This window comes from Thermoflexus sp. (assembly GCF_034432235.1).
Lineage (GTDB): Bacteria > Chloroflexota > Anaerolineae > Thermoflexales > Thermoflexaceae > Thermoflexus.
In genome coordinates, this window is sequence record NZ_DAOUCJ010000065.1 from 43169 (window position 1) to 68138 (window position 24970).

The following is a 24970-nucleotide window of genomic DNA, read 5'->3' on the forward strand; positions in this document are numbered from 1 at the left end:
CATCCTCCTCCAGTGATCATTGAATGGCTACCCGCTTCAACCCTTTTTCTCATTCCTCCAGAACCGGCTGCACCTGGAAACAGCCATCGGCCTGAGCGGGGGCGTTTTGAAGCAGCCATTCTCGCGGCATCGGCTCGCCCGGCTCATCGGGCCGGAAGACATTCCGGATCGGCAGGACTGTGGCAGTCGGAGGGATATCCGAAGTGTCGACTTCCTGAAGCTTTCGGAAATAGCCCAGGATGGCGGAGAGCTGCTCCGCATACAGGGATTTCTCCTCATCCGTCAAAGCCAGTTTGGCCAGCTCCGCGATGTGCTCGACTTCCTCACGGGAAAGGGCCATGGCGACCTCCTCGGGCATGGAGAGCTCCGCACGGAGCCCAACCGCGCGGCTCCTACCGAATTATAAGAGAGGGAATCCATCTGCGGGACAGCGAAGGAAACCCTTCAAAAATCCGCTCGGTCAGGAGCTCCACGGCAGGGCTCCTCCTAAGATTCTGGTGGCCAGGTCCTGATCGTAAAACAACACCGGGGATGCCCGAACGGAGCATCCCCGGCGCATCCGCGTTACCTTCCTCAGCGGTCAGAGGATTATCCTTCCTTCCCATCCTCCTCAGGCCCCAGATCAAGCAGGCCCAGCGGCAGGCGCGGCAGCTTCGGCTTTTCCTCCTCCCGCCCGAAGCGGATCACCTCGCCGGTATCCGTGATCGCCTCCACAGACACCGCCAGGGACTGGAGCTCCTTGACCAGCACTTTAAAGGAGGCCGGCAGTCCGGGCTCCTCGATCTTCTGGCCCTTGACGATGGCCTCATAGGTCTTGACGCGGCCCTGCACGTCGTCCGACTTGACGGTGAGCATCTCCTGGAGCGTGTAGGCCGCGCCGTAGGCCTCCAGGGCCCAGACCTCCATCTCGCCGAACCGCTGCCCGCCGAACTGCGCCTTGCCGCCCAGCGGCTGCTGGGTGATCAGCGAGTAAGGACCAGTGGACCGGGCGTGCACCTTGTCCTCCACCAGATGGGCCAGCTTCATCATGTAAATCACCCCGACGGTCACCGGCCGATCGAAGGGCTCGCCGGTCTTGCCGTCGTAGAGGATCATCTTCCCCAGGATCGGCATCGGCTGGCCCGTCTCCAGCATCACCTCTGTGGCCCGCTGGCGGACCTGCTCGTCGGGAATGTCTTGCGTATCCACCCCGAGGCGCTCCATCCACAGCCGCAGTCCCACCAGGATGGCCTTTTCATCCGCCTTCCGGCGCTCTTCCGGGGAGCGCGGATCATCCTCGAACACCAGGATCTCATCTGGATCGTAGCCCCGATCGCGGAGCCATTCCCGGAGGTTGCTGCGGCGAGCGTAGACCTCATCGGTGGCCAAGCGGTCCACATCGTAGCCCCGGTCGCCCAGGATCGCCGAGAGATAGAGCAAACGCGCCTCCGCATCATCCCGGAGCTCCGAGAGATCATAACCCTGGGCTTTCAGCCAGCCCCAGCACTGACGCCGGGCATCCTCCCAGGCCGTGTCGATCATCCAGGCCCGGGCCAGCTCCGCCTCGATCTCCTGCTCATCCGCCCCATCGAACACCGGGGTGATCGCCCGGAAGCCCAGCCGCGAGGCCGCCCAGCCCAGATGGGTCTCCAGAAGCTGGCCGATGTTCATCCGGCTGGGCACCCCCAGGGGGTTCAGGATGATATCCACCGGAGTGCCATCGGGCAGGAACGGCATATCCTCGATGGGCACGACCTTGGAGATCACACCCTTGTTCCCGTGACGGCCGGCCATCTTGTCGCCCTCGGTGATCTTCCGCCACTGGGCCACCGAAACCCGCACCACCGCGTTCACGCCGGCGGGGAGCTCCCGATACTCATCCCGAGTGAAGAGCTTCACATCGATCACCTTCCCGTGCTCGCCGTGCGGCATCCGCAACGAGGAATCCTTCACCTCATGGGCCTTCTCCCCAAAGATGGCCCGGAGCAGGCGTTCCTCCGGGGTGATCTCCCGCTCTCCCTTCGGCGTGACTTTGCCCACCAGGATATCCCCTGGGCCCACCAGCGCCCCAATGCGGACGATCCCGTTCTCATCCAGATCCCGGAGCTGCTCCTCGCCAACATTGGGGATGTCCCGCGTGATCTCCTCCGGGCCCAGCTTGGTTTCACGAGCCTCGGCTTCGTGTTTCTCAATATGAATGGAGGAATAAACATCCTCCTGCACCAGCCGCTCGCTGATCACAATCGCGTCCTCAAAAACCTGGCCCTCCCACGAAAGGAAGGCCACGATGAGGTTGCGGCCCAGAGCCAGCATCCCCTGATCCGTGCTGCTGGAGTCGGCGATGACCTGGCCCTTCTTCACCTTCTGGCCCTTGAAGACCAGGGGGCGCTGGTGGATGCAGGTGCTCTGGTTCGACCGCTGGAAGCGCCGCAACGGATAGCGATACAGGCGCCGGTTGGTGCCCCGGATCACGATCTCGTCGGCCGTGGCCTGGACGACCTCCCCATCGACCTCTGAGAGGAGGACGTGGCCGGAATCCCGGGCCGCCACCCGCTCCATCCCGGTCGCCACGATGGGGGCCTCGGGGCGCAGGAGCGGCACCGCCTGGCGTTGCATGTTGGAACCCATCAGGGCGCGGTTGGCATCATCATGCTCCAGGAAGGGGATCAGGGAAGCCGAGACCCCCACAATCTGCCGCGGAGCCACATCCATGTAGTCGATCCGCTCCGGGACCTCCATCATGAACTTCCCCATATGACGGGCAGGGACACGGGCCTGCTTGAAGTGCCCTTTCTCATCCAGCTCCACGCTCGCCTGGGCGATCACATACCGCTCTTCCTCGTCGGCCGTGAGATACACAATCTCCCGGGTCACAAAGGGCTGGACCCGGATCTCCTTCAGCGGCAGACGGGCGATCCGCTTCGCCAGGCCGGCGTCCACCTCCGTCCCGGCCGGCGCGATCACCTCCCCGGTCTCCGGATCCACCACATCCTCCCGCAGGATCCGGCCGATCAGGGCCTCCGGCTGGTTGGGCACGGCTCGCAGCACCTTCCGGTAGGGGGTTTCGATAAAGCCGAACTCATTCACCCGGCTGTAGATCGCCAGCCGGCCGATCAGACCGATATTCGGCCCCTCCGGCGTTTCAATCGGGCAGATCCGGCCGTAGTGGCTGAGGTGGACGTCCCGCACCTCAAAGCCAGCGCGCTCCCGCCGCAGACCACCTGGCCCCATCGCAGAAAGGGTGCGCTTGTGCGTGAGCTCCGAGAGAGGATTCGTCTGATCCATGAACTGGGAAAGCTGGCTCGAGCCGAAGAACTCCCGCAGCGCAGCCATCACCGGGCGGATATTAATCAGCTGCAGCGGGGTGACCGTGGCGGGATCGGCAATGCTCATGCGCTCCTGCACCACCCGTTCCATCCGGCGCAGTCCCACCCGCATCTTGGCCTGGATCAGCTCGCCCACCGTACGCACCCGCCGGTTGCCCAAATGGTCCATATCATCCGGCGGGCGCAGCCCGTTGTTGATGCGGATGAGCTCCTTGATGATGGCCACGATATCCTGCTTGGTGATCGTGCGATGGTGAATCGGAATGGAAAGCTCCAGACGCCGGTTCATCTTATACCGGCCGACCCGGTGCAGATCATACCGGTGCGGATCGAAAAGCTGGGCCGCAAGGAAAGAAGTGGCGTTCTCCAGCGTCGGTGGATCGCCCGGACGCATCCGACGGAAGAATTCGACGAGGGCTTCCTGAGCCAGCGTGCGACCTTCCCGGGGCTCCAGCCGGCCCTCCTGGTGGAGGGTGCTCAAAATGTAGGGATGATCCGGATGGGTGTCCACATCCTGAAACAGCTCCAGGAGCTCCTCGTCGGTTCCCTCCTTCAGGAGATCGCTGATCCCATCATCCAGCGCGGCCAGGGCGCGCAGGAAGAGGGTGACCGGCACCGTGCGACGACGATTGAAGCGAAGGATCAACAGGTCATTGCGCCGGGTCTCGAACTCCAGCCATACGCCCCGATCCGGGATCAGCTTGGCCATCGCCAGAGGGCGACCCAGCGTGGGATCCTCCTCCACATCAAAGTAGACGCCGGGCGAGCGGATCAGCTGGGAGACCACCACCCGCTCGGTGCCGTTATAGATGAACGTGCCGTTGCGGGTGATCCACGGGAGCTCCCCGAAGAAGACATCCTTTACCATGGGCTCCCGCCCGGCCACGATCAGCGCCACCTGAACCCACATCCCGCGGCCGTAGGTGAGGTCCCGCTCCAGACACTCCAGCTCCGTATATTTGGGCTCATCGAACCAGTAGCGCAGCTTCAGCTGCCGGGCCACCGGGTTGTTGCCCGGGAAATATAAACGCATCTGGCCGTTCACGCTCTCGATGGGAGAGATCTCATCAAAGAGCTCCTTGAGGCCCTCCTCGATAAACCACTGGAACGATCGATGCTGGATCTCGATCAGATTCGGCGGCTCCAGGATCTCCGGGATATGCGCGTAGCGCTTCTCACCGTTGATTCGAATCATCACAGATCGCCCCCTCCCGTTCAGGCTTGCATGCTCGGTTTAATCCAGACATCCGCTGCTGGGCCCCCATTCAGGAAGGCAGGATGGACCCAAAACCCCAAGAAGAAGCCCGCGGCACAACTTCGGATAGGATCGACGGGGCTGGACCTCCATGCGGGAGATCGGATGGCCCCTGCCCTTCTCTTCCCCTTCAGACCCCAGGGAGGCAAGGTGCAGGCCAGAAGGAGCCTTATCGCCTCCCGGATGGGCATCGAACGGTGCAAGCCCTGAGCGCCATCGTGGTCCCAAAAGGTGGCTTTTGAACATCCGAGTGGGATCTGCAGTTCCGCCTCTGGGGATCCGATGGGAGATATCGGGATCTCCAGGAAAACGCCAGGAAAACGCAGGCCAATCTTCATACCCTCCCATGACTGGCCCTGAAAAGGCCAATCCCGCTCCCCGCGTGAAGCTTCCAGCGGTCTGCTGTGGGGTTTGCAAATCGCAAATCAACAATATAGCAACAAACCCAGTTTATGTCAAATCCGATCGCTTCCCGTTCCTCGATGTATGTGGCCCCCCAGGCCACAGAGGAGGAGGAAGTTAGGAAAAGATCCCCAGGGCCGAACCGGCCCCGGAAGCCCTTGGGAGGAAAGACGCTTATGAGGCACGGATCATGAACTCCGAACGACGCTCCCACAACGCCTGAAGCTCCTGAAGCTGGCTCTCCAGCGGGCGCAGGGCGGCAGCCAGATCGCCCCCGCCACGGATCGTCTGACCCAGCGCATCGACGCTTCCCTGCAGCTCCTCGATCTTCTGCAAAAGGTCCGCATCGAAGCGATAAAGGGCCTCCAGCTCCGCTTCCCCGATGCGGACGGCATCGAAGAAACCCGCGTAACCATATCGCGCCACCCCTACCTGATCGGCCAGCGTCTGGAGCTGGCGCACGATACGATCGATCTCATCCACGCGCGCGAGATCCCGCTCGGAAAGCTCCCGCTGGAGCCCCAGGAGGCGATCGGCCAGCTCCCGAAGCCGCCGACGGATGGTTTCCCGGAGGATCCGATCCGCATCCCGCCGTTGCTCCTTCTCTTTGTATCCCGCATAACCAGGCAGGAGTCGGAGCCAGCGCTCCAGAGCGGGGCGATTCGCTTTCACACGCTCCAGAATCTCATCCATGAGGACCTCCCTCTTCCCCAAGGAGACAGGAAACCCGTTCCGTTCTCTTCCCCTGGACCCCTGTTAGATTCTGGATTCCATCATGAACGGCGGCCCTTTCCCTCCGCCAGCTCGACGATCTGGCGCAACAGGGTGACCAGTGTCACAGCGCTCTGGACCAGGGCGGCCGGGGATGGCCGTGCGCTTCCTCCGCGCTCCTGTCGGGCCCGCATATAAAGATAGGCCGCCAGGACCCCAAACAGAGCGCCCAGGGCTCCCCCCACCAGCAACCACTGTCCTTCGCGGCGCACGTTTCGCCCTCCTCCGGGATTCATGGCGATGTCGCCTCTTAATCATAGCTCAACTGCTCTGGCTTTATCTACTGAGGAATCTTCGAGGGATCGGGAGCCATCCCCTCATCACCGAGCGAAGCGTCCGCAACCGGGGAAAGAATTCTTTCTGCCTCACGGGGGAGGGATCCGGCTCGCAAGTTGAGTTATGATAAAAACCTGGAGGCCCGCATGGCGTCGAGCCCTCGGATCTTCTCCCTCCCCGGGGGCTCGGTCCGGGGGAGCCATCCCATCCCAGGGAGGAAACCATGCCGTTCGCAACGATCAACGGCATTCGCCTCGTCTATGACGTCCGCGGCCAGGGGATCCCGGTGCTCTGGATCCACGGCTTTCCCCTGGGGCGCTGGCTCTGGGACCCGCAGGTCCATGCCCTGGCCGATATCGCCCGCTCGATCGCCGTGGATTTGCGGGGATTCGGGGGCAGCAGCGCGCCGGAAGGTCCCTACACCATGGAAACCTACGCGGCCGACCTGCAGGGATTGTTGGATACGCTGGGGATCGATCGGGTGGTGCTGGCCGGGCTTTCGATGGGCGGCTATGTCGCCTTCGCCTTCTATGCGGCTTATCCGGAACGGGTCCGGGCCCTGATCCTGGCCGACACCCGGCACCAGGCCGACACCCCGGAGGCCCGGGCGAACCGATACGCGCTGATTGAACGAATCCGGGCCGAGGGGACACCCGCCGCGGTGGAGGCGTTCCTTCCTCGCCTGTTCGGCGCCACCACGCAACGCGAGCGGCCGGAGCTGGTGGAAACCCTTCGACGCAAGATGCTCACGAACCCCGCCGCCGGGCTCATCGGCGCGCTCCAGGCGATGGCCGAACGGCCGGACCGCACGGAGCTCCTTCCCTCCATTCAGGCGCCGGCGCTGGTGATCGTCGGCGAGGAGGATGCGGTAACCCCGCCGGATCTCGCCCGCCAGATGGCGGAAGGGATCCCCCGTGCCCGGCTGGTGGTGATCCCGCGAGCTGGCCACCTGGCCAATGTGGAGGCTCCTGAGGCCTTCAACGAGGCGGTCCGCGGGTTCCTTCGGGAACTTGAGGTTTGAAGAGCCCAGGGAGGCGTGCAGGGGCAGGCCCCCGTTCCTGCCCCCCACGCGCCCATCGGGATGGGAAACCATGTCTACGGAAAAACGGGCGATCGCCACCGTGCAGCGAGCGGTCCGCGAGGCCGCTCATCGCTTTCAGCTCTTCGCCTCCGGGGAGCCGGTTGTGGTGGGCGTCTCCGGCGGGCCGGATTCCCTGTGCCTGCTGGATGTGCTGCGGGATCTGGCCCCAGAATTCGGGATCACGGTTCACGTCGCCCATCTCCACCACGGCCTGCGCGGGGCGGAAGCGGACGCCGATGCGGCCTTCGTGGCGGAGCTGGCCCGGGTCTGGGGGCTGCCCTGCACCGTTGAACGGATGGATGTCCACGCGCTGGCCGATCAGGAGGGTCTTTCCCTCGAGGAAGCAGCCCGCCAGGCCCGCTACACCTTCCTGGCCGAGGTCGCTGCCCGGGTGGGGAGCCACACCATCGCGGTCGCTCATCATGCGGATGATCAGGTGGAAACGGTGTTGATGCATCTTTTGCGGGGAAGCGGCCTGGCGGGCTTGCGGGGCATGCGCCCGCGCATGCCCCTCACGGAATACCATGGCCTGCTGCGCCGACCCCCGGAGGGGCTCTGGCTCGTGCGGCCCCTTCTGGGGATCTGGCGGCGGGAAATCGAAGCTTATCTTCAGGCCAAAGGGCTGACGCCCCGTTTCGACCGATCGAACCTGGATCTCACCTTTTTCCGCAATCGGCTGCGCCACGAGGTCCTTCCCTTCCTGGAGCGTCTGAACCCCCGGTTGCGGGAAACCTGGTGGCGGATGGCCGAGGCCCTCGCGGCGGATTATGAGTTCCTGGAGCAGACCCTTCGTCAGGTCTGGCCCACCGTCGTCGTCAGCGAAGAGCCGGAGCGCATCGTCTTCGACCTCGCCCGCTGGCGGGGCCTCCCTCTGAGCCTCCGGCGCATGGCCTTGCGGGAAGCCGCCTTCCGTCTGGCCCGCCGCCTGCGGGACCTGGGATTCGAACATGTGGAGGAAGCGATCCGGATGGCTGAGGAAGGGAGGACAGGGAGCATGCTGACCTGGCCCGAAGATCTGCGGGTGGTGGTGGCCTATGGGAATCTGATGATCGCCCGCGAAGGCGCCGTCTGGCCGGATCCGGACCTTCCCCTGCTGACCGCCCCCTTGCCGCTGCGCCCTGGAGAGACCCCATGGCCCGATGGCCGGTGGGTGGCGATCTGGGAGGAAATCTCCGCCTGGGATCCCGTCCGGCTGCAGCATGCGGATCCATGGACCCTTTACCTGGACGCAGAGCGCGCGGGGACCCACCTGGCTTTCCGGGGTCGTCGTCCGGGCGATCGTTTTCACCCGGCCGGGATGCCCGGCCCCGTGCGCCTGAAGACGTTCCTGATCAATCAAAAGATCCCCCAGGCCTGGCGCGAGCGGTGGCCGCTGCTGGTCAACGAGCGGGATGAGATCCTGTGGGTCGCTGGCGTGCGGCCCGCGGCGTTTATCCGGCCTGGCCCCGATACCCGGCGGGTATGGCGCATCGCCATCCGGCGGGCGACCGGGAATGACCGCCGGTCGCCCCTCTGATGAGAGATTGGCCCTCACCTGCAAAGGCGCTGCTGAAAGATCCTCCTGACAGAGCGTCAGATCAGTGCCCGGAGCAGTCCTGCCCCCGCTCCCGCCAGCACGACCCATGTGGCGTTGATCGGGAAACGGGCGAGGATCGCCAGGCTGAGCAACCCGATCCCTACGGTCAGAGGATCCACCAGGGAAGCCGGCGCGAGCTGGACCAGGACCCCCGCCATCAGCCCAAGGGAAGCCGCGTTCACGCCGTCCAGGAAGGCGCTGACTGCCGGAGAGCGCCGCATCCGGGGGATCAGCGGGCCAGTTAATGCAACGAATACAAAGGACGGCAGGAAGATCCCGAGCGTCGCCAGCAGGGCCCCCGGGACCCCGGCCAGGAGGTAGCCGATAAAGGTGGCGGTGGTGAGAACCGGCCCCGGGGTGACCTGGCCGATCGCTACCGCGTCCAGCAACTGGGCCTCCGTCAGCCAGCCCAGACGGGCTACAAAATCCGCCCGCAGAAAGGCCACCAGCACATAACCGCTTCCATACAGGATGGCGCCGATCTTCAGGAAAAGCAGAAACATTAAGGGAAGGCTGAAGGGAGCCGGAAAGGTGGAGAAAACCAGCATGGGCCATCCCGCTATGCCTGTTAGGGGAATGTGGAACCGCAACCTTCGACGGGCGAGCATCATGAATACGCCCGCCATCACCAGGAGGAGCAGCTCATGGACGCCCCACAGATAAAGCCCGAAAACCGCCAGGCCAGTGAGCGCCAGAGGGAAGCTCCGCACCGTCCGACGCCCCAGGTCCCACAGCGCCTGGGCGATCAGGGCCAGCACCACCGGCTTCACCCCGTAAAGGATCCCCGCCAGGGCCGGCGTGGTTCGAAAATGGACATAGAGAGCGGCCAGGGCCATCACGAGGATCATCGCTGGCGCGATGAACGCCACGCCCCCCAGAACCAGCCCTGCCCATCCGGCCCGCACAAAGCCCAGATGAATCGCCATCTCGGTCGAGTTGGGCCCTGGGATTAAATAGGTGGCGCTCAGGAGATCCAGGAACTGCTCCTCCGTCACCCACCGTCGGCGGCGGACCAGCTCGCGGTGCATCAGAGCGATATGCGCCGCCGGCCCGCCGAAGGCGGTGAAGCCCAGCCCTAGGAAAAATTTCAACACCTCCAGCGCGGAGCCCGAATGCGCCCGCTTTTCAGAGCCCGCCATCCCGGATACTCCCCACAAGCGGATAACGGGAGAACGCCCTACCTGGATCCTGGAGGGCGATACAGCCACCTTGAGCTCTCTGACTCCAGCTGCCAGATCCCGCCATCCGGCGCCTCCATGAACAAAACATTGGAACGTATCCGCGCGGTGGCCTGAATCCGCGTGGTGAACCCATGTTCCGGCCGGAGCGCCCATCCCAGACGGGCCTGGACCTCGGGGTCGCTCCGCCAGACAAGCCCGAATCCCCGAACCGGCTGAAAACGCCCAGGAGGTGGCGTCAGCGCGGGATCGGATTCCGGCATCCCCTCCTCAAAGAGGTCCACAAACACCCGCCATCGATGGACCGGCTCGTCTTCAAAGAGAACGAAAATCTCATCGCGGGCTTGAATCCAGATCATATGCCCGCGCTCGAAAGGTTGATAAGCGGCGAAGGAGACCACGGGGGGGCCCGATGGACATTCCGCTGGAGGGTTCGCGAAGAACCATCCCGCCGGGCATTGTCGAAGGGGTAAACGAAGGCGGCGGGAGATCCGCGCGCCCGATGAATCGAACACAAGCAGCATATATTCCAGCGGCTGGCGCAGAGCCCCAGGGGCCGTCAGGATCCGGGAGCCGGTGGGAGAAACCGGCACCCCCTGGGTCAACCGGCCATCCACAACCAGATACAGCCAGGCCTGAACGGCCCCTGCCGATTCCCAGGTGAGCGTAAACGTTTCCCCCGGCATAATGGCTTCCCGATCCGCACGAAAGAACCGGATGGCAAGATCCGAAGCCCCCGGCGAAGCGCCGGATGGCGGAGAAGCCATAGGCACGGCCGTCGCGGATGGAGGGGTGAGAGAAGGCCCGCCGGTGGGCTGGGGCGGAGAGGCCACCGGCATGGCCGTCCCGGATGGCGCAGGGATCTCGGATGGCTCGATCGCGGAGGACAAAGGCTTCGTGGGGAAGGGCGCTGGAGCGGAAGACGCAGGGCTCACGCCCGGCGCCGGGCCTCGAAGGATGTTCGATCCACAAGCCGCCAGCCACACCAGCAAGACCCCGCCCGCAAGGGTCTTCCTAAAATATGTGCGTGGTCGCATGGAAACCTCCTGTATGGATCTCCAGAGATCTCACTCCCATCCCTCCCTCTCCTCTAAGCGGGCGAGATCCTGCAAGGCCTTCCGCTCCCGCATCAGGATGTAACCGCCCCGCTCCGTGCGGATCCATCCCATCCGGTTCCACCGGCTCAGGATCCGGATGGCCGTCTCCAGGGTGGTGCCGGCCATCCGGGCGATATCCTCCCGGGAAAGGGGGATGGTGATCCAGACGCCCTGGGGGTCCGGGCGCCCGGCCCGCTCGGCCAGGGTCAGCAGCGTATAGGCGATGCGGTTCTCCACTTTCTCCAGGATCAGGGCGCGGATCGACATCGCGCGCTCCAGGCGTTGGCCGAGCATCTGCAGCAGGCGGACGGCGACCCGCGGATACTGCTCGAGGAGCGCCAGGTAGGCCGACCGGGGGATGCGCAGGAGGGTAACCGGGGTGGCGGCCTGAGCGGTGGCCGGATTACGGCTCAGCAAGAGCGTCGCTCCCCCAAACACCTCGCCCGGCCCCAGGAGCTCCAGGATCACCTCCTTCCCCGGGGATGCATGCCGGAGCATGCGCACCCGTCCCTCCGCCACGATCCAGACGGCATCCGCCTCATCGCCCTGATGGAAAATGTAATGCTCCGCTGGGAAGGAGAGAAGCTCCACCCAGTGGCCGATCTCGTGATAGGCCTCCTCGTCCAGACCGCTGAACAGAGGAACCGATCGGAGCGTCTGCAGCAACGTGCGCATCGCCCAGTCCCTTACTGGATCTCCCTCAGGGGTTATACCGCTGGTCAGGTAGAATTAAAACTGCCATGCTCCGGTTTCGATTTTCGCCGGACTCCGGCCACAGCCCAAACCTCGGAAACGAGGAGGCAAGGATTGTCCGCTTCGAATCCATTGCGACCCACCGGAAGGAGCTCGGAAGAGATCCGGCTGGCGCTCCCCAGCAAAGGGCGTCTGGAGGAGCCCACCCTGGCTTTCCTGGCCGCCTGCGGCCTCGCGGTGGAGAAGGCCAACCCCCGGCAGTATGTGGCCCGCATCCCGGCGTTGCCCGGGGTCACCGTGCTCTTCCAGCGAGCGGGGGATATCCCGCTGAGCGTGCGAGACGGGGGGGTGGATTTCGGCATCACCGGCTACGACGTGGTGATGGAACGGCTGGACCATGACCCGCGGGTGCTGATCCTGCATGAGGCGCTCAATTACGGCCATTGCGATCTCGTCCTGGCAGTCCCAGAAGCCTGGCCGATTGAGACGGTCGATGAGCTGGCCGCTCTGGCCCGATCCCGCGCCCAGGAAGGACACCCCCTCCGGATCGCCACCCGCTTCACCCATCTGGTGAGCCGCTTCCTGAAGGAACGCGGGATCGCCGAATTCCATCTGGTGGCCTCGGAGGGAACCCTGGAGGTGGCCCCGAGCATCGGCTATGCGGACCTCATCGCCGATCTGACCACGACGGGGACGACGCTGCACGACAACCGGTTGAAGCCACTGCGCGATGGAGTGATCCTCCACGCTCAGGCCTGCCTGATCGCCAACCGTGAGGCCCTGAAGGCCCGGCCGGAGGTCCTGGCGGTGGCCCGCCAGCTGGTGGAGTTCTTTGAAGCCCACCTGCGGGCAGAGGCTCACTACATGCTCTTCGCCAATATGCGGGGGGAATCCGCGGAGGCGATCGCCCGTCGCCTCTTCACCCAGACCGATCTGGGCGGCCTCCAGGGGCCTACCATCTCCCGCGTCTATGTCCGCGAGGAGGACCCCGGCTGGTTCGCCATCCATATCATTGTGCGCAAGGATCGCCTGAACGAGGCCATCCAGCAATTGCGGACCATCGGGGGCAGCGGGGTGGTGGTCGCCCCGGTGACCTATATTTTTGAGGAAGAGCCTCTCCGCTGGCAACGGGTGCTGGAGCAGCTATCGTAGAGGGCTTTGGCTGTGCGAGCGGATATCGGGCCGCTTCTCCTCGGGGAATTCGTCTCAGGAGGCGCTTCCGTGATCGAACGCTGGCTGCGCCCTGATCTTCGGGATCTATTCGGCTACAGCATGTCGGCATCGCCGGATGATCTGGCCGCTGCCTATGGGGTATCACCGGATCGATTGATCCGGCTCCATGCCAATGAGAACGTCTACGGTCCCTCCCCGCGGGTATATGCCGCCCTGGCTCAAGGCGCGTGGCATCAGTATCCGGACCCGCGGGGGAGGGCCCTGCGCCGGGCGCTGGCGGAATATACCGGGCTCGGCCCGGAGTGGATCGCCCTGGGCAACGGCGCCGATGACGTCATCGACCTCCTGGCTCGCCTCCTGATCGGGCCCGGGCGCACCGCCCTGATCGTGGAGCCCACGTTCGAAATGTATGCCCTCTCTGTCCGCTGGCATGGCGGGAAGGTTCTCACGCTCCAGCGGGATGAGGCCTTCCGAATCCCGCTCGCAGAACTTCTCGAAGCCGTCCATCGCCATCGCCCCGCCGCGGTCTTCCTCGCTTCCCCCAACAACCCGGATGGCGCCCTGCTCCCTGAAGAGATCCTCCACGCCCTGCTCGCAGCGGATGTGATGGTCATTGTGGACGAAGCCTACTTCGAGTTCTCGGATCACACTTTTGCAGGCTGGCTTCCGGAACACCCCAATCTGGTCATTGTGCGAACCTTCAGCAAGTGGGCAGGGCTGGCCGCCCTCCGCCTGGGCTACGCGCTGATGCACCCGGAGCTGGTCCGGGCGTATGATGAGATTCGGCCGCCGTTCAATGTGAACCTGGCCGCCCAGCAGGCCGCCCTGGCATCGCTGGAGGATCGAGCGTATCTTATGGCGAACGTCGCGCGGCTGGTGGCGGAACGGGAGCGGCTTTACCGGGCGCTGCAGGAGTTCCCCTTCCTCCGGCCGCTCCCCAGCCGGACCAACTTCATCCTGTGCCGGGTGGTGAACCTGGACGCCCATCGCCTCTGGGAAGAGCTCCTGCGCCGCGGGATCCTGGTTCGCCGTTACACATCGCCGGAGCTGCGGAATTACCTCCGCATCTCCGTCGGGCGGCCGGAGCATACCGGGGCGCTGCTTCAGGCTCTAACGGAGATCGCCAGGGAGGTTCCCCATGGCCCCTCGTGAAGCTCGCCGTCAGCGGCGCACTGCGGAAACCGAGGTCGCGATCTTCCTGCGGCTGGACGGACATGGGGAGGCCCGGGTGGCGACCGGGATCGGTTTCCTGGACCACCTGCTCCACCATCTGGCGGTCCACGGGTTGTTCGATCTGGAGGTCCAGGCTCGAGGGGACCTGCATATCGACCCCCATCATACCGTGGAAGACGTCGCCATCGTGCTGGGGCAGGCTCTGGACGAGGCGCTGGGAGATCGAAGGGGGATCACGCGGATGGGGCATGCCTGGGTGCCTATGGATGAGGCCCTGGCCTTCGTGGCCGTGGATCTCTCGGGGCGGCCCTATGCCGTGCTGGACCTGCCCTTTAGCGGCCCGTCCATCGGCGCGATGCCTACCTCCCTGATCCCCCACTTTCTCGAAACCCTGGCGGTCCACGCCCGGATGAACCTGCATGCTCGATTGCTCTACGGACGGGACGATCACCATCGGGCGGAGGCGCTTTTCAAAGCCCTGGGTCGGGCCCTGGATATGGCGGTGCGCCTGGATCCCCGCCGACACGATGTTCCCTCCACGAAAGGAACCCTGGGTCCATAGAATAGATAAAGGGCCGGTCGGCTTCGCTGAAGGTCGCCGCCGAAGCGGCTCCTACCGGCAGCTTCTGCTCTCAGCCGGTCGGCGAAGGCCATCTACCGAACCCGAATAGAAAAGGGGGAGGGAGCCGCCCGGTCTTCCCGATTAGAACTCGACCCCACGAAGTATGGAGGGTCACATTGCGAGCCGATTTCTGGATGGAGAACATCCGCCAGGCCCTGGATACCTTAGCCTCAAACCGGCTGCGGGCCGCCCTGACGCTGCTGGGCATCCTGATCGGCGTCGCCGCAGTCATCGCCATGGTGGCCATCGGCCGGGGCGTGCAGCATTACATCAATGCCCAGTTCGCCGCCATCGGCACCAATCTCGTTTTCGTGATCCCCCGGGCAGCTGCCGAGGGGAATTCCGCTGGAGCTGCCCTCCGGGACGTCTCATCGCTGACCATGCGGGACGTCCGGGCTATTGAACAGGCGGTGCGAGGGCGAGCCGTCGCGGTGGTCCCGGTCATCCAGCGCTTCGGGCCGGTGGAAAGCGAAGGCCGCGAGGCGGTGACCGTCATCCTGGGCACCACCCCGGGCTATGCCCCGGCCCGCAACTGGCGCCCCCTTTATGGGAGCTTCCTGGAGGAAAGCCATATTCTGAACCGATCCCGGGTGATCGTGCTGGGCCTGACCCCGGCCCGTCGTCTTTTCCCCGATGTGCCCAACCCGATCGGGCGGACCGTCCGCATCAACGGCATCCCCTTCCGGGTGATCGGGGTGATGTCGGATAAAGGGGGAAGCGCCTTCGGCGATTACAACGATCTGGCCTTCATCCCGCTTCCCGTGGCCCAGGAAATGCTCTATGACGCGCGGGATCCGCGCACCGGCGAGCCGCTGGTGACCGGCATCATGCTCCAGGTCGCGCGAGCGGAATACACCGACGGGGTGGTTCGGGCGATCACGGAAACCCTGCGAGAACAGCATCGGATCCGCTTCCAGGACGAGGATGATTTCTCCGTCCTGACCCAGTTCGAGCTGGTCTCGATCTTCGGGCAGATCTCCAGCGTGCTGACCGTGTTCCTGGGGGCGTTAGGGGCCATTTCGCTGCTGGTGGGCGGCATCGGGATTATGAACATCATGCTGGTTTCCGTCACGGAGCGGACGCGGGAGATCGGCCTGCGAAAAGCCGTGGGCGCCCGGCGTCGGGACATCATGATTCAGTTCCTCGCCGAGGCCACGCTGATCACCCTGCTGGGAGGCGGGATGGGCACAGCGGTAGGGGTGGCCCTCGCCTCCCTGATCGGCATCCTCAGCCGGGGGGAAGTCCAGGCCGTCATCGGGGTGGACACGGTGCTCCTGGCGGTTGGGGTGAGCGCAGCCGTGGGGCTCTTCTTCGGTCTCTACCCGGCCTGGCGCGCCGCCCGGTTGGATCCCATCGTCGCGTTACGATACGAATGAAAAGTCGCCGTAGCGTCTGAAGAAAGCCTCCCGCGATATCCAGAATTGAACACGCTCCAGCTGATGGAGAGGTCGGTTCCGCAAGCTAACGGGGTTATATGCGCGAATCAATAGCCACACATAGAGGTCATCCATTCGATAACGCAGCCGCCGCCATCCCCGGGCTTCCTGCTCCAGCCGGATGAGATCAAACCCGAGCGCCTGGATCAGCCTTCGGGCAGGATCCACCATCGAGGTCTCTCCCCGCAGCGCCCGGGCCTGTCGAGCTTCGGGATGTTGCGCCATCCACCGGGCGACCAGCCGGAGCGAGGCCACCAGACGTCGATAAAACCGAAGGCTCCAGATCAGATCCGGCCCCTCCGGAGGCATCCGCGGGATCCGTTCGTTCCACAGATGCAATTCCACGATCGGATCCCCCCGTCGGATCCATGTCCCATCGGAGAGCTGGAGATCCCGATCGGAGAAGCCCAGCGCCACCCGAAGCAAGCATTGTGGGTCCTCCGTGAACTCCCGAACCCGATGAGCTCTCCGAAGGATGGGATCCAGCTGATGGACAAACGCTTCGATGATGGTCTGCATCGCTCAGCGCCCCCTCGCGATCAGGGCGACGCCCAGCACCACCAGCGCGGTCCCGATCCATTTCCAGATCCCGATCGGCTCCCGGAAAATCAGCCATGCCGTGAAGACCTGAATGCTGGCAAACCCCAATCCCATGGTGGGGCTCACTGCGATGTGAACAGGCAGCCAGCGGAGCAGAGCAGTATAGGTCAGCACGCTGAGAAACCCGGAGAGATTGCCCAGGATCTGCCATGCCAGAAAAGTCAGAGCGGTCGTGCTCTCCGCGGACCGCTTGAATCCGAAGTTCGCGATCACCACCAGGCCCTGATAGAGCAGAACCAGCAGAGGAATCCCGAGCGGATGGGGAGGGCGCGACATGGGCCACCTCAAGGCGGAACGAGTTGAGGGCCAGCAGTCAATGGGCTGCCGGTGGATCTTCGGGAAAGCCCGATCGCCGTCGCTGCCATTCCGCCAGGCGACGCAGGGCTTCCAGCCGCTCCCGATCCCCCAGACGAGCCCGCTCCACCGCCTCGTGGAGGATGCGGATGGAACGATCATACAGCGTGCGATCCACCGGGAACGGATAACGGTCCTTCCCACCGTGGGCGAACGCGAAACGCGCTGGATCCCGGAAGGAGAGGGGTGTCCCGTAGAGCAATTCCGCCAGAAGAGCGAGCGCGCGGATGGTTTTAGCGCCAACCTGGGGGAGTCCCAGAAGCTCCGAGAAGGAGGAGGGCTGAGCCTCATAGGTTTTGACGAAGATCGAGGCCAGATGGTCTGGGTGGATATCCTGAATCAGGATCTCATGGTGGGGTGGAAGGCGCAATCGCTGGAGACGCCTCAGCTCCTGGAGCAAGCGCCACGGCTTCTCGCGAGAGAGCTCCGCCACAGCCCGGCGGGCGGCCTCCGCCTCCGCGGCCACCATATTGAGGGGGCGCGTCTGTTCGTCACAGCAAACAGCGGCGTGGGGCTCATGGACAAAATCCGTCAGCGCCTCGCTCAGCCAGTGATAGCGGCGCGCGTAGCGGTTGTCCAGATTCATCCCCTGCTGGATGACCGCCCAGCGCCCCTCCCGATCGAAAACCATCACGTGATGATAAATCTGATAACCGTCCTGGAGCGCATGGTTATCCACCTTCGCTGCCATGCGGCTGGCGTAGATCAGAGCCGCCGGATCGGCATGGAGATAGCGGGAGGCAGCCTCGATCTCCTCGGGGGTTCGACGGGAGGCTTTCCCTTTCCCCCCGGCCACGAAGAGACCCAGATCCCGCCCTGTGTCTTTCAGGGCTTCCTTGAGGGCCCCGCAGACCACCGTGGTCACCCCGCTGGAGTGCCAGTCGTAGCCCAGGAGGCATCCGAAGGCCTGGAACCAGTAGGGATCGCTCAGGCGACGGAGCACCTCCGCCGTCCCGAATTCATCCACCAGGATGGTCACGATCTCCCGGGCCAGGGCGGTCATCCGCACGAACAGCCAGCGCGGGGCCCGGCCGGTATGCAGAGGCAGATCTGCGAAACCAGTGCGGGGCATCCGCTTCGCTCTCCGATCCAGCAAATGACGCGGAGATCCCGCGTTCGATCGCTTCGCAAATCCCCGGCGGCGGTGGAGTAACCGACGGAGCGGCTTACCTCACCACCCCGGAAAGAGGCCCACCTGAGCTCTTCGACAAAATTCTACCGGAACGGATCCCGGGATGCCAGCGCCAGCAGGATGATCCCTCATCCAAACAGACCGGCGGCCTCCGATCATCCCCTCTTCTGGGAACAGGTAGGCATGCCCATCTCATCTCTCGCAGATGGTTTGCGGAACCCATCCGGATTTGTTACAATATAAAACCTGGAAGTCAGCTTCCCAAATCCCACGATCCTGGCCAGGAGGAAGGCGCAGTGAGCCTTTCGAAGGAAGAGAAACAGCAGCTGATCGAGATGTTCCGACGCCACGAGGCCGATACGGGCTCTCCGGAGGTGCAGATCGCGATTTTAACTGAGCGGATCCATCGTCTGACCGAACATCTGAAGCAGCATAAGCATGATGAGCACTCCCGGGTGGGACTGCTCAAGCTGGTCGGTAAACGCCGGCGACAGCTGGAATATCTCGCCCGGGTGGATCCTCAGCGCTATCGCATGGTGCTGGAACGGCTGGGCCTGCGGAAGTGAAGCAGCCCTCCAGGCCACGGAGGGAAAGGACCCTTCTGGGCCTCAAAGGCAGCGAGGTAACCCGCTTGTTTCTCCGCCATGACCATGTCGGAGATCACGGGATTGGCTTCCTTTGTGTAGAGAGCCGCGCGGGGCGCCGAAGGTGCCCCGCGCGGCTTCCCAATCGGGGAAAGGGCCATACTGTCTTCTGGATGGAAGCCGAACGGCGCAAGCCTTAATCCTCTGTCCGAGGGAGTGAAACGAAACGTGAGGCGAGAAAAGCATGTTTTCAAAACTGTTGTAGGCGATAAAGAGATTACAATTGAAACCGGCTACTTCGCCTGGCAGGCCAATGGGGCTGTGATCGTCCGGATCGGAGACACGATGATCCTGGCCACGGCCACGATGGCGAAGGAGCCGCGGGAGGGCATCGATTTCTTCCCCCTGAGCGTGGATTTCGAGGAACGGCTCTACGCCGCCGGCCGGATCCCCGGCAGCTTCCAGCGCCGGGAAGGTAAGCCCTCCGAGAATGCCATCCTCACCGCCCGCCTGGTGGATCGACCCCTCCGCCCGTTGTTCCCGAAAGATCTCCGCAACGACGTCCAGATCATCCTGACCAGCCTCTCCGCCGATCCCGAATATCACCTGGATATCCCTTCCATTATCGCCGCCTCCGCTGCCCTGACCATCTCGGATATCCCATGGTCCGGGCCCATCGGCGCAGTCCGGGTGGGATACATCGATGGGCAGTTCGTGATCAACCCGACGGTCAGCCAGATGGAACACAGCCGGCTGGACCTGCGCCTCGCGGGGACAGCGGATGCGGTGATCATGGTGGAGGCGGGAGCGAACGAGATCCCGGAGGACCTGATGGTGGAGGCGATCCGGCTGGGCCATGAGGCCATGCAGCCGCTGATCGCCCTCCAGGAGGAGATGCGGACGGCGATCGGCAAGCCCAAGGCTCCCTACCGCTCCTTCACCATCTCTGAAGAGGTCCGCCAGGCGGTCCGCGCCCGCCTCGATCATCAGATCGCCGAAATCCTGGACACATACTTTGATAAAGACCGGAGGAACGAGGCGCTGGACGAGCTGGAGGAGGAAATCCTCCATGCGCTCTCGGAGTATGAGCAGGCCCAGGTAAAGGAAAGCTTCCACGAGGCGCTGCGGGAGGAGGTCCGCCGCCGGATCCTGGAGGAGGGCCGCCGGCCGGATGGGCGAGGGCCGAAGGACATCCGGCCGATCTGGTGCGAGGTCGATGTGGCGCCCCGCGCCCATGGCTCCGCCATCTTCACCCGCGGCGATACCCAGGTCCTCTCTGTCGCGACCCTGGCCACGCTGGCGGAGCAACAGGAGCTGGACACCCTCGCCCCGGAGGAGACCAAGCGCTATATCCATCACTACAACTTCCCGCCGTTCTCCACCGGCGAGGTTCGGGTGCTCCGCGGCGCCTCCCGGCGGGAGATCGGCCACGGGGCCCTGGCTGAACGGGCGCTGCTCCCGGTGATCCCGCCGGAAGACGAATTCCCCTATACCATCCGGGTGGTAAGCGAGGTTCTCTCCTCTAACGGCTCCACCTCCATGGCCAGCGTGTGCGGCTCCACCCTGGCCCTGATGGACGCCGGCGTGCCGATCCGCAAGCCGGTATCCGGCGTGGCCATGGGCCTGGTGACGGCGGATGAGACTTGGCAGAAATACGTGATCCTCACCGACATCCAGGGGATGGAAGACCACCTGGGCGATATGGACTTCAAAGTGGCCGGCACGGCGGATGGGATCACCGCCCTGCAGATGGATGTGAAGATCCGGGGGCTGCCTTACCACGTGCTGGCCGAGGCGCTGCACCAGGCCCGCGAGGCTCGCCTCTATATCCTGGAGAAGATGCTGGAGGTCCTGCCCGCGCCGCGGCCCGAGCTCAAGCCGCACGCCCCGCGGATCTTCACCGTCCACATCCCGGTGGAGAAAATCGGCGCCCTGATCGGCCCTGGCGGCAAGACCATCCGCAAGATCCAGGAGGAGACGAACACCCAGATCGATATCGAGGAGGATGGGACCGTTCATATCGCCGCCACCAGCCTGGCGGACGCCGAAAGCGCCCGTCTGAAGATCGAAGCCTACGCCGAGGAGCCTCAGGTGGGCAAGATCTACCTGGGGAAAGTCATCCGGATCACCGACTTCGGGGCCTTTGTGGAGATCCTGCCCGGTGAGGTGGGGATGGTTCACATCTCCCAGATCGCCGATCAGAAGGTGAACCGCATCGAGGACGTGGTGCGGGTGGGAGACCAGATCCTGGTGATGGTCACCCACATCGATGAGGACGGCAAAATCCGCCTCTCCCGCCAGGCGGTCCTGGAGGGGCTCTCGGTGGAAGAGGCGCAACAGCGAGACCGCCTGCTTTCCAGCAAGGCGGCGCCCAAAGGCAAAGGCAAGCCGGGTGAGGAACGCCCCCTGGCCGGCCGGGTGAAAATCGTGAAGCGGATATCCGGCGAGCGTTGAGCAGGGAGACAGGCCGTGGTCCTCCTTCGGAGGACTTTCAGGGCCGGGGCGGATGCCCCGGCCCTGACCTTTACATCGGGCGCACCTCGGTTTGAGCCCATTCCTCAAACAGCGTCACCAGGGCCGAGTGATCCAGCTCCCCATGCCCCCGCGTGACCATGGCCCCCAACCATTCGTGGATCAGGGCCGTGAGGGGAAGGCTGGCCCCGACCGCGCGGCCCAGCCCCAGGGCGATCCGAAGATCCTTGTGGTGCAGGCGGATCCGGAACCCCGGTCGGAAGTTTCGCTCCAGGATCCGCTGGCCGTGAACTTCCAGGACGCGGCTGCTGGCGAAGCCTCCGAGAAGTGCCTGACGCACCCTCGCCGGATCCACGCCCGCTTTGGCCGCCAGGGCCAGCGCCTCACTGACGGCGGCGATGGTGAGCGCTACTACGATCTGATTGGCCGCCTTGGTGACCTGGCCCGCGCCCGGGCCGCCCATATAGACGATATTCCGGCCCATCGCCTGGAGGATCGGAAGACAACGCTCGAAAGCCGATACCTCCCCCCCGACCATGATGGAAAGCGTCCCCTGGATCGCCCCGATCTCCCCTCCCGAGACCGGAGCGTCCAGCATGGCGATCCCCCGCTCCGCCGCCTGGGCGGCGAGGCGCCGCGCGGCGATCGGATCGATGGTGCTCATGTCGATCACGATCAGCCCGGGCCGTCCGCCCTCGAAGACCCCGTTGGGCCCGGCCAGCACCTGCTCCACATCCGGAGTATCGGGAAGCATCGTGATCACCACATCGCTGCGTTGCGCGACCTCTTTCGGGGAGCCCGCCGCCTCCGCCCCTTCCGCGGCCAGCTCTTCCACAGGCGCGCGGCTGCGGTTGTAAACCACCAGCGGGTATCCGGCCTTCATCAGGTTGCGGGCCATGGGCTTCCCCATCACGCCCAGGCCGATGAAACCGATGCGCTCCATGGCGGCCTCCGATCGGTGGAGATGGGATCCCCGCTCAACCCTGGGCTTTTCGAGCCGCATTCAGGGCGGCACTCACCCGTGTGGCGATCTCCTCCACATCCCAGCGTTCGCTCATGCTCCAGCGGAGCAGGGGCAGGCCCGCTGCCCGAAACAGCGCCTCCTTGCGGCGATCCCGTTCCCGCCGGGTGGGACTGTGATGCGTGCTGTCGTCCAGCTCGATCCCGCAGACCGGTTCCCAGGAGCGCGGATGCACCAGGAGGAAATCCACCTCGCCGTTCTCCAGCATGGTATACATCTCCCGGGGCAGATGTTCGATGCGGCGGAACACGCGATGAAGGGGAACCCTGGGGAGGATCACCCACCGATCGCCGACGGCCCGCTTCAGCGCCCAGTAGAAGGCAGCCTCGGCGTCCGAGAGCATCCGTCGGATCTGCAAGGAGCCCTCCCGGAGAGCCTCCGGTCTCTTCACAGCCCGAGCCGGCGTTCCCCTCTGGATAGAGGGATTCAACAGCCATACAACGGCGAGGACCAGGAGGAGGCCCAGCCCGCACGCCGCAGCGATCAGGATCCCTCCCAGCTGCTCCATGATCCGACTCCTTGCTGCGGTTTGCCCCGAGGGCTCCGAAGCGCGGATGCGACGATTTCGGCCAGAATTATAACATAGAGCGTTGCTCCTGAGCTTTCTCCCCTAGCATACCGGAGGGAGGCTGGCGATGGGACGCAGGGGATGGTGGCTTGCGGGGATGGGCGTTGCCGCCCTGGGGTATATGGGCGTGCGAGGCCTTCGGGCGCTCCTCGGCTGGAGGCCGGACGCGGCCGAGGAGTTCCTCCGCTGGACCGGACCCACCGCCACCGGGATCGATGTGGGCTCCGGCCGGGTTGATCTTCCGATTTTCTACTACCGGGATGATAGCTTCCTGGGGATCTTCACCGCCGATCGGGAGGCGGTGCGGGCCTTGCTCCCTTCCGACCGCCTTCACCCGGTGATGACCCCCGGCGGCCGGGCGCTGGTGGGGATCGCCGCTTTCCATTACATCCACACCACCATCGGCCCGTATGGGGAGGTGGCCATCGCCCTCCTGTGCACCTATGGACGGCCCGCCCCGCCCGGGCTCCCGGTGCTCCTGGAAAGCCGCTTCCCGGGGTGGGGGGCTTTCATCCTCCATCTGCCGGTGACCACCCGCATCGCCCGGGACGCCGGGCGAGTGATCTATGGCTACGCCAAGTTCCTCGCCGACATGGACTTCGAGAAAACTCCGGCCTTCCAGCGGGTGCGCCTCAGCGAGGGCGACCGTCATATCCTCACCCTGACGGTCCGTTCCGGCGGGCCGGTGATCCGGGACCTGCGCCCGCTGGTGACCTTCAGCGTCCGCGACGGCGCGCTGATCCGCACCACCATCCCGGTCTACGCGGTCTACCAGCTGGGCCTGCGCCCGGGATCCGGCGCGCTGATCCTGGGCGATCACCCGGTGGCGGATCAGCTCCGGAGCCTGGATCTCTCCCCTGTGGCCGTCGCGACGAAGAACTACCTGGTCCGCTACGCCATCCTCCCAGCTGGGGAGGCCATCGACTCGGCGGCGCGGCCGCACGCGCCGTATCCGGGAGCGGATCGCCCCGTGGCCCGTCTCACGGTTCGCTATGGGGAAGCCGCCACGCCGGTGATCATCCATTCCCCTTCGGAAGATCCGGGAGGGCTCCGTGAGCGTTGAAGAAGAAGCGCAGCTCCTGGAGGTCGCGCTCCGCCGCTTCCTCCAGCGGCTGGAGGCCGAGGATCCGGAGGCGGATCCGGCGCGCCGAGAGGCCCTGCTGAAAGAGGCGGAGGCGATCGGTCTGCTTACGGATCCGGATCCCGAAGCACCGGGCTTCGCGACGGGCATCTGGGGGCGCTGGGTGTGGGCGGAACGCCTCGGCCTCTCCCTGCATGTGCTGGCTCGGCTGGGCGAGGCCTGTGCGGGGTTCGCCCTCGCCCTCCACGCCCAGGGGATCGCCTGCGCCGCCCTGGAGGGCGCTCGGGTCTTCCCCCGGGGCACTCGGCTGGCCCTGGGCGGACTGCTGACCGATGGGATCTCCCCGAGCCCCTTCGCCGGGGAGGAGGAGGATGGGCTGCGCCTCACCGGGCCGCATGACCATCTCCTTCTGGAAGGTCGCTCCTGGTTTCTGATCTCGGCCGGCCCTCCCCAGGGCCTCCTGCTCTTCGCCCGCGCCGCAGAGGATTCTTCCTGGGCGCTGATCGCCCTCCCCGCAGACCTCCCGGGGGTCCGACTCGAACCCCTTCCGGAGCGCCTGGGGCTTCGAGGGGCGTGGATGGGCCATCTGCACGCAGGCGGGGTTCTCATCGCTCGGGAGGGTGTCGCCCGGATCCTCGCTCGGGGGGAGGAAGCCCATCGGCGTCTGCGGCGGCTCCTTGCCCTGGACTGGCTGGGCCATGCGGCCATCGCCCTGGGCGTCGCCCGACGGTCCCTGGATCAAGCGCGGGCATATGCCCGGACCCGTTATCAGGGGGGACGCCGGATCATCGCCCATGGGCCGGTGCGCAGCCTGCTGGGGACGGCGGCCGCGGATGTGATGACCCTGGAGCTCCTGTTGAAGGCCCACGCGGAGCAGCCTCTGGCGGCGCTGTCCGAGGACGTCCTGGAACGCTGGGCCGCCATCGCCAAGCTGGCCATCGCCGAGCACGCCTGGCGGGCGGTCTCGAACAGCCTGCAGGTGATGGGGGGATACGGCTATATGGAGGACCACGGCTTGGCCGGGCGCCTGCGGGATGTCTCCACCCTGCGCGTGCTCCACGGGTCGCCCGACCGGATCCGGTTGCGTTACGCCGAGTGATCTTTTTTCTGAGGAACAGGA

22 protein-coding genes are annotated in these 24970 nt (G+C 64.9%); 10 read left to right on the forward strand and 12 right to left on the reverse strand.

What is annotated here, in order from left to right; all coding sequences use genetic code 11:
* Nucleotides 1-49: 49 nt before the first annotated feature.
* From gatC to VAE54_RS07950, 4 genes are all read right to left on the reverse strand, one after another.
* Nucleotides 50-340, reverse strand: coding sequence for an Asp-tRNA(Asn)/Glu-tRNA(Gln) amidotransferase subunit GatC (gatC, locus tag VAE54_RS07935; protein WP_416223787.1), 291 nt, complete (start codon nt 338-340; stop codon nt 50-52).
* Nucleotides 341-588: 248 nt separating this feature from the next.
* The gene (locus VAE54_RS07940) at nt 589-4500 is read right to left on the reverse strand and encodes a DNA-directed RNA polymerase subunit beta (RefSeq protein WP_322801415.1); all 3912 of its coding nucleotides are present in this window, start codon (nt 4498-4500) and stop codon (nt 589-591) included.
* A 636-nt stretch (nt 4501-5136) separates the two neighbouring features.
* Nucleotides 5137-5655 carry a hypothetical protein gene (locus VAE54_RS07945; RefSeq protein ID WP_322801416.1) on the reverse strand — a complete coding sequence of 173 codons (519 nt, stop codon included), beginning with the start codon at nt 5653-5655 and terminating at the stop codon, nt 5137-5139.
* Nucleotides 5656-5735: 80 nt separating this feature from the next.
* Complete coding sequence (locus tag VAE54_RS07950; protein ID WP_322801417.1) at nt 5736-5945, reverse strand: hypothetical protein; 210 nt, start codon at nt 5943-5945, stop codon at nt 5736-5738.
* A 287-nt stretch (nt 5946-6232) separates the two neighbouring features.
* Between VAE54_RS07950 and VAE54_RS07955 the strand changes: the two genes are divergently transcribed.
* Nucleotides 6233-7030 (forward strand): alpha/beta fold hydrolase, encoded by a 798-nt coding sequence (locus VAE54_RS07955; protein WP_322801418.1) that lies wholly within the window; start codon nt 6233-6235, stop codon nt 7028-7030.
* Nucleotides 7031-7100: 70 nt separating this feature from the next.
* On the forward strand, nt 7101-8606 hold the full coding sequence (tilS, locus tag VAE54_RS07960; RefSeq protein ID WP_322801419.1) for a tRNA lysidine(34) synthetase TilS: 1506 nt from the start codon (nt 7101-7103) through the stop codon (nt 8604-8606).
* A gap of 56 nt (nt 8607-8662) precedes the next feature.
* On the opposite strand, the gene chrA is transcribed toward tilS, so the two are convergent.
* The 3 genes from chrA to VAE54_RS07975 form a co-directional block, all read right to left on the reverse strand.
* Nucleotides 8663-9805 carry a chromate efflux transporter gene (chrA, locus tag VAE54_RS07965; RefSeq protein WP_322801420.1) on the reverse strand — a complete coding sequence of 381 codons (1143 nt, stop codon included), beginning with the start codon at nt 9803-9805 and terminating at the stop codon, nt 8663-8665.
* Between the two features lie 38 nt (nt 9806-9843).
* On the reverse strand, nt 9844-10530 hold the full coding sequence (locus tag VAE54_RS07970; protein WP_322801421.1) for a hypothetical protein: 687 nt from the start codon (nt 10528-10530) through the stop codon (nt 9844-9846).
* 381 nt (nt 10531-10911) lie between these two features.
* Nucleotides 10912-11616: a Crp/Fnr family transcriptional regulator gene (locus VAE54_RS07975; protein WP_322801422.1), complete on the reverse strand. Its 705-nt coding sequence runs from the start codon at nt 11614-11616 to the stop codon at nt 10912-10914.
* 132 nt (nt 11617-11748) lie between these two features.
* Here VAE54_RS07975 and hisG point away from each other — a divergent pair, with 132 nt between their 5' ends.
* The 4 genes from hisG to VAE54_RS07995 all read left to right on the forward strand — a co-directional run bounded on the left by hisG (nt 11749) and on the right by VAE54_RS07995 (nt 15978).
* Entirely contained in the window at nt 11749-12786 is a 1038-nt protein-coding gene (gene hisG, locus VAE54_RS07980; RefSeq protein WP_322801423.1) for an ATP phosphoribosyltransferase, read from the forward strand.
* A gap of 69 nt (nt 12787-12855) precedes the next feature.
* A complete protein-coding gene (gene hisC / locus VAE54_RS07985; RefSeq protein ID WP_322801424.1) occupies nt 12856-13959 on the forward strand; it encodes a histidinol-phosphate transaminase in 1104 nt (367 codons plus the stop codon).
* Nucleotides 13946-14542 (forward strand): imidazoleglycerol-phosphate dehydratase HisB, encoded by a 597-nt coding sequence (gene hisB / locus VAE54_RS07990; RefSeq protein WP_322801425.1) that lies wholly within the window; start codon nt 13946-13948, stop codon nt 14540-14542. Before hisC ends, hisB begins: the two co-directional genes overlap by 14 nt.
* Before the next feature lie 176 nt (nt 14543-14718).
* The gene (locus VAE54_RS07995; protein ID WP_322801426.1) at nt 14719-15978 is read left to right on the forward strand and encodes an ABC transporter permease; all 1260 of its coding nucleotides are present in this window, start codon (nt 14719-14721) and stop codon (nt 15976-15978) included.
* Here VAE54_RS07995 and VAE54_RS08000 read toward each other — a convergent pair.
* From VAE54_RS08000 to VAE54_RS08010, 3 genes are read right to left on the reverse strand one after another with little or no spacing between them, the layout of a single operon-like run.
* Nucleotides 15964-16557 carry a YkoP family protein gene (locus VAE54_RS08000; RefSeq protein ID WP_322801427.1) on the reverse strand — a complete coding sequence of 198 codons (594 nt, stop codon included), beginning with the start codon at nt 16555-16557 and terminating at the stop codon, nt 15964-15966. The two genes, VAE54_RS07995 and VAE54_RS08000, sit on opposite strands and share 15 nt — an antisense overlap.
* 3 nt (nt 16558-16560) lie before the next feature.
* Nucleotides 16561-16914 carry a hypothetical protein gene (locus VAE54_RS08005; protein WP_322801428.1) on the reverse strand — a complete coding sequence of 118 codons (354 nt, stop codon included), beginning with the start codon at nt 16912-16914 and terminating at the stop codon, nt 16561-16563.
* 37 nt (nt 16915-16951) lie between these two features.
* Entirely contained in the window at nt 16952-18064 is a 1113-nt protein-coding gene (locus VAE54_RS08010; RefSeq protein ID WP_322801429.1) for a DUF763 domain-containing protein, read from the reverse strand.
* A gap of 356 nt (nt 18065-18420) precedes the next feature.
* On the opposite strand from VAE54_RS08010, the gene rpsO reads away from it, so the two are divergent.
* Both rpsO and VAE54_RS08020 read left to right on the forward strand, forming a co-directional pair.
* Complete coding sequence (gene rpsO / locus VAE54_RS08015; protein ID WP_322801430.1) at nt 18421-18690, forward strand: 30S ribosomal protein S15; 270 nt, start codon at nt 18421-18423, stop codon at nt 18688-18690.
* A 234-nt stretch (nt 18691-18924) separates the two neighbouring features.
* Complete coding sequence (locus VAE54_RS08020; protein WP_416223786.1) at nt 18925-21162, forward strand: polyribonucleotide nucleotidyltransferase; 2238 nt, start codon at nt 18925-18927, stop codon at nt 21160-21162.
* A gap of 70 nt (nt 21163-21232) precedes the next feature.
* Here VAE54_RS08020 and VAE54_RS08025 read toward each other — a convergent pair whose 3' ends face one another.
* On the reverse strand, nt 21233-22183 hold the full coding sequence (locus VAE54_RS08025; protein WP_322801432.1) for a 2-hydroxy-3-oxopropionate reductase: 951 nt from the start codon (nt 22181-22183) through the stop codon (nt 21233-21235).
* On the reverse strand, nt 22158-22709 hold the full coding sequence (locus VAE54_RS08030; RefSeq protein ID WP_322801433.1) for a DUF2726 domain-containing protein: 552 nt from the start codon (nt 22707-22709) through the stop codon (nt 22158-22160). Before VAE54_RS08030 ends, VAE54_RS08025 begins: the two co-directional genes overlap by 26 nt.
* A gap of 127 nt (nt 22710-22836) precedes the next feature.
* On the opposite strand from VAE54_RS08030, the gene VAE54_RS08035 reads away from it, so the two are divergent.
* A complete protein-coding gene (locus VAE54_RS08035) occupies nt 22837-23832 on the forward strand; it encodes an acetoacetate decarboxylase family protein (protein WP_322801434.1) in 996 nt (331 codons plus the stop codon).
* Entirely contained in the window at nt 23822-24949 is a 1128-nt protein-coding gene (locus VAE54_RS08040) for an acyl-CoA dehydrogenase family protein (RefSeq protein WP_322801435.1), read from the forward strand. Before VAE54_RS08035 ends, VAE54_RS08040 begins: the two co-directional genes overlap by 11 nt.
* Nucleotides 24950-24970 lie beyond the last annotated feature (21 nt).

Excerpts from the sequence above, each read along its gene's own strand:
- gatC (WP_416223787.1), bottom strand. The coding sequence starts at position 340 with ATGGCCCTTTCCCGTGAGGAAGTCGAGCACATCGCGGAGCTGGCCAAA.
- VAE54_RS07940 (WP_322801415.1), bottom strand. The coding sequence starts at position 4,500 with ATGATTCGAATCAACGGTGAGAAGCGCTACGCGCATATCCCGGAGATC.
- VAE54_RS07945 (WP_322801416.1), bottom strand. The coding sequence starts at position 5,655 with ATGGATGAGATTCTGGAGCGTGTGAAAGCGAATCGCCCCGCTCTGGAG.
- VAE54_RS07955 (WP_322801418.1), top strand. The coding sequence starts at position 6,233 with ATGCCGTTCGCAACGATCAACGGCATTCGCCTCGTCTATGACGTCCGC.
- tilS (WP_322801419.1), top strand. The coding sequence starts at position 7,101 with ATGTCTACGGAAAAACGGGCGATCGCCACCGTGCAGCGAGCGGTCCGC.
- chrA (WP_322801420.1), bottom strand. The coding sequence starts at position 9,805 with ATGGCGGGCTCTGAAAAGCGGGCGCATTCGGGCTCCGCGCTGGAGGTG.
- VAE54_RS07970 (WP_322801421.1), bottom strand. The coding sequence starts at position 10,530 with ATGCCGGGGGAAACGTTTACGCTCACCTGGGAATCGGCAGGGGCCGTT.
- VAE54_RS07975 (WP_322801422.1), bottom strand. The coding sequence starts at position 11,616 with ATGCGCACGTTGCTGCAGACGCTCCGATCGGTTCCTCTGTTCAGCGGT.
- hisB (WP_322801425.1), top strand. The coding sequence starts at position 13,946 with ATGGCCCCTCGTGAAGCTCGCCGTCAGCGGCGCACTGCGGAAACCGAG.
- VAE54_RS08000 (WP_322801427.1), bottom strand. The coding sequence starts at position 16,557 with ATGCAGACCATCATCGAAGCGTTTGTCCATCAGCTGGATCCCATCCTT.
- VAE54_RS08005 (WP_322801428.1), bottom strand. The coding sequence starts at position 16,914 with ATGTCGCGCCCTCCCCATCCGCTCGGGATTCCTCTGCTGGTTCTGCTC.
- VAE54_RS08010 (WP_322801429.1), bottom strand. The coding sequence starts at position 18,064 with ATGCCCCGCACTGGTTTCGCAGATCTGCCTCTGCATACCGGCCGGGCC.
- VAE54_RS08025 (WP_322801432.1), bottom strand. The coding sequence starts at position 22,183 with ATGCGGCTCGAAAAGCCCAGGGTTGAGCGGGGATCCCATCTCCACCGA.
- VAE54_RS08030 (WP_322801433.1), bottom strand. The coding sequence starts at position 22,709 with ATGGAGCAGCTGGGAGGGATCCTGATCGCTGCGGCGTGCGGGCTGGGC.
- VAE54_RS08035 (WP_322801434.1), top strand. The coding sequence starts at position 22,837 with ATGGGACGCAGGGGATGGTGGCTTGCGGGGATGGGCGTTGCCGCCCTG.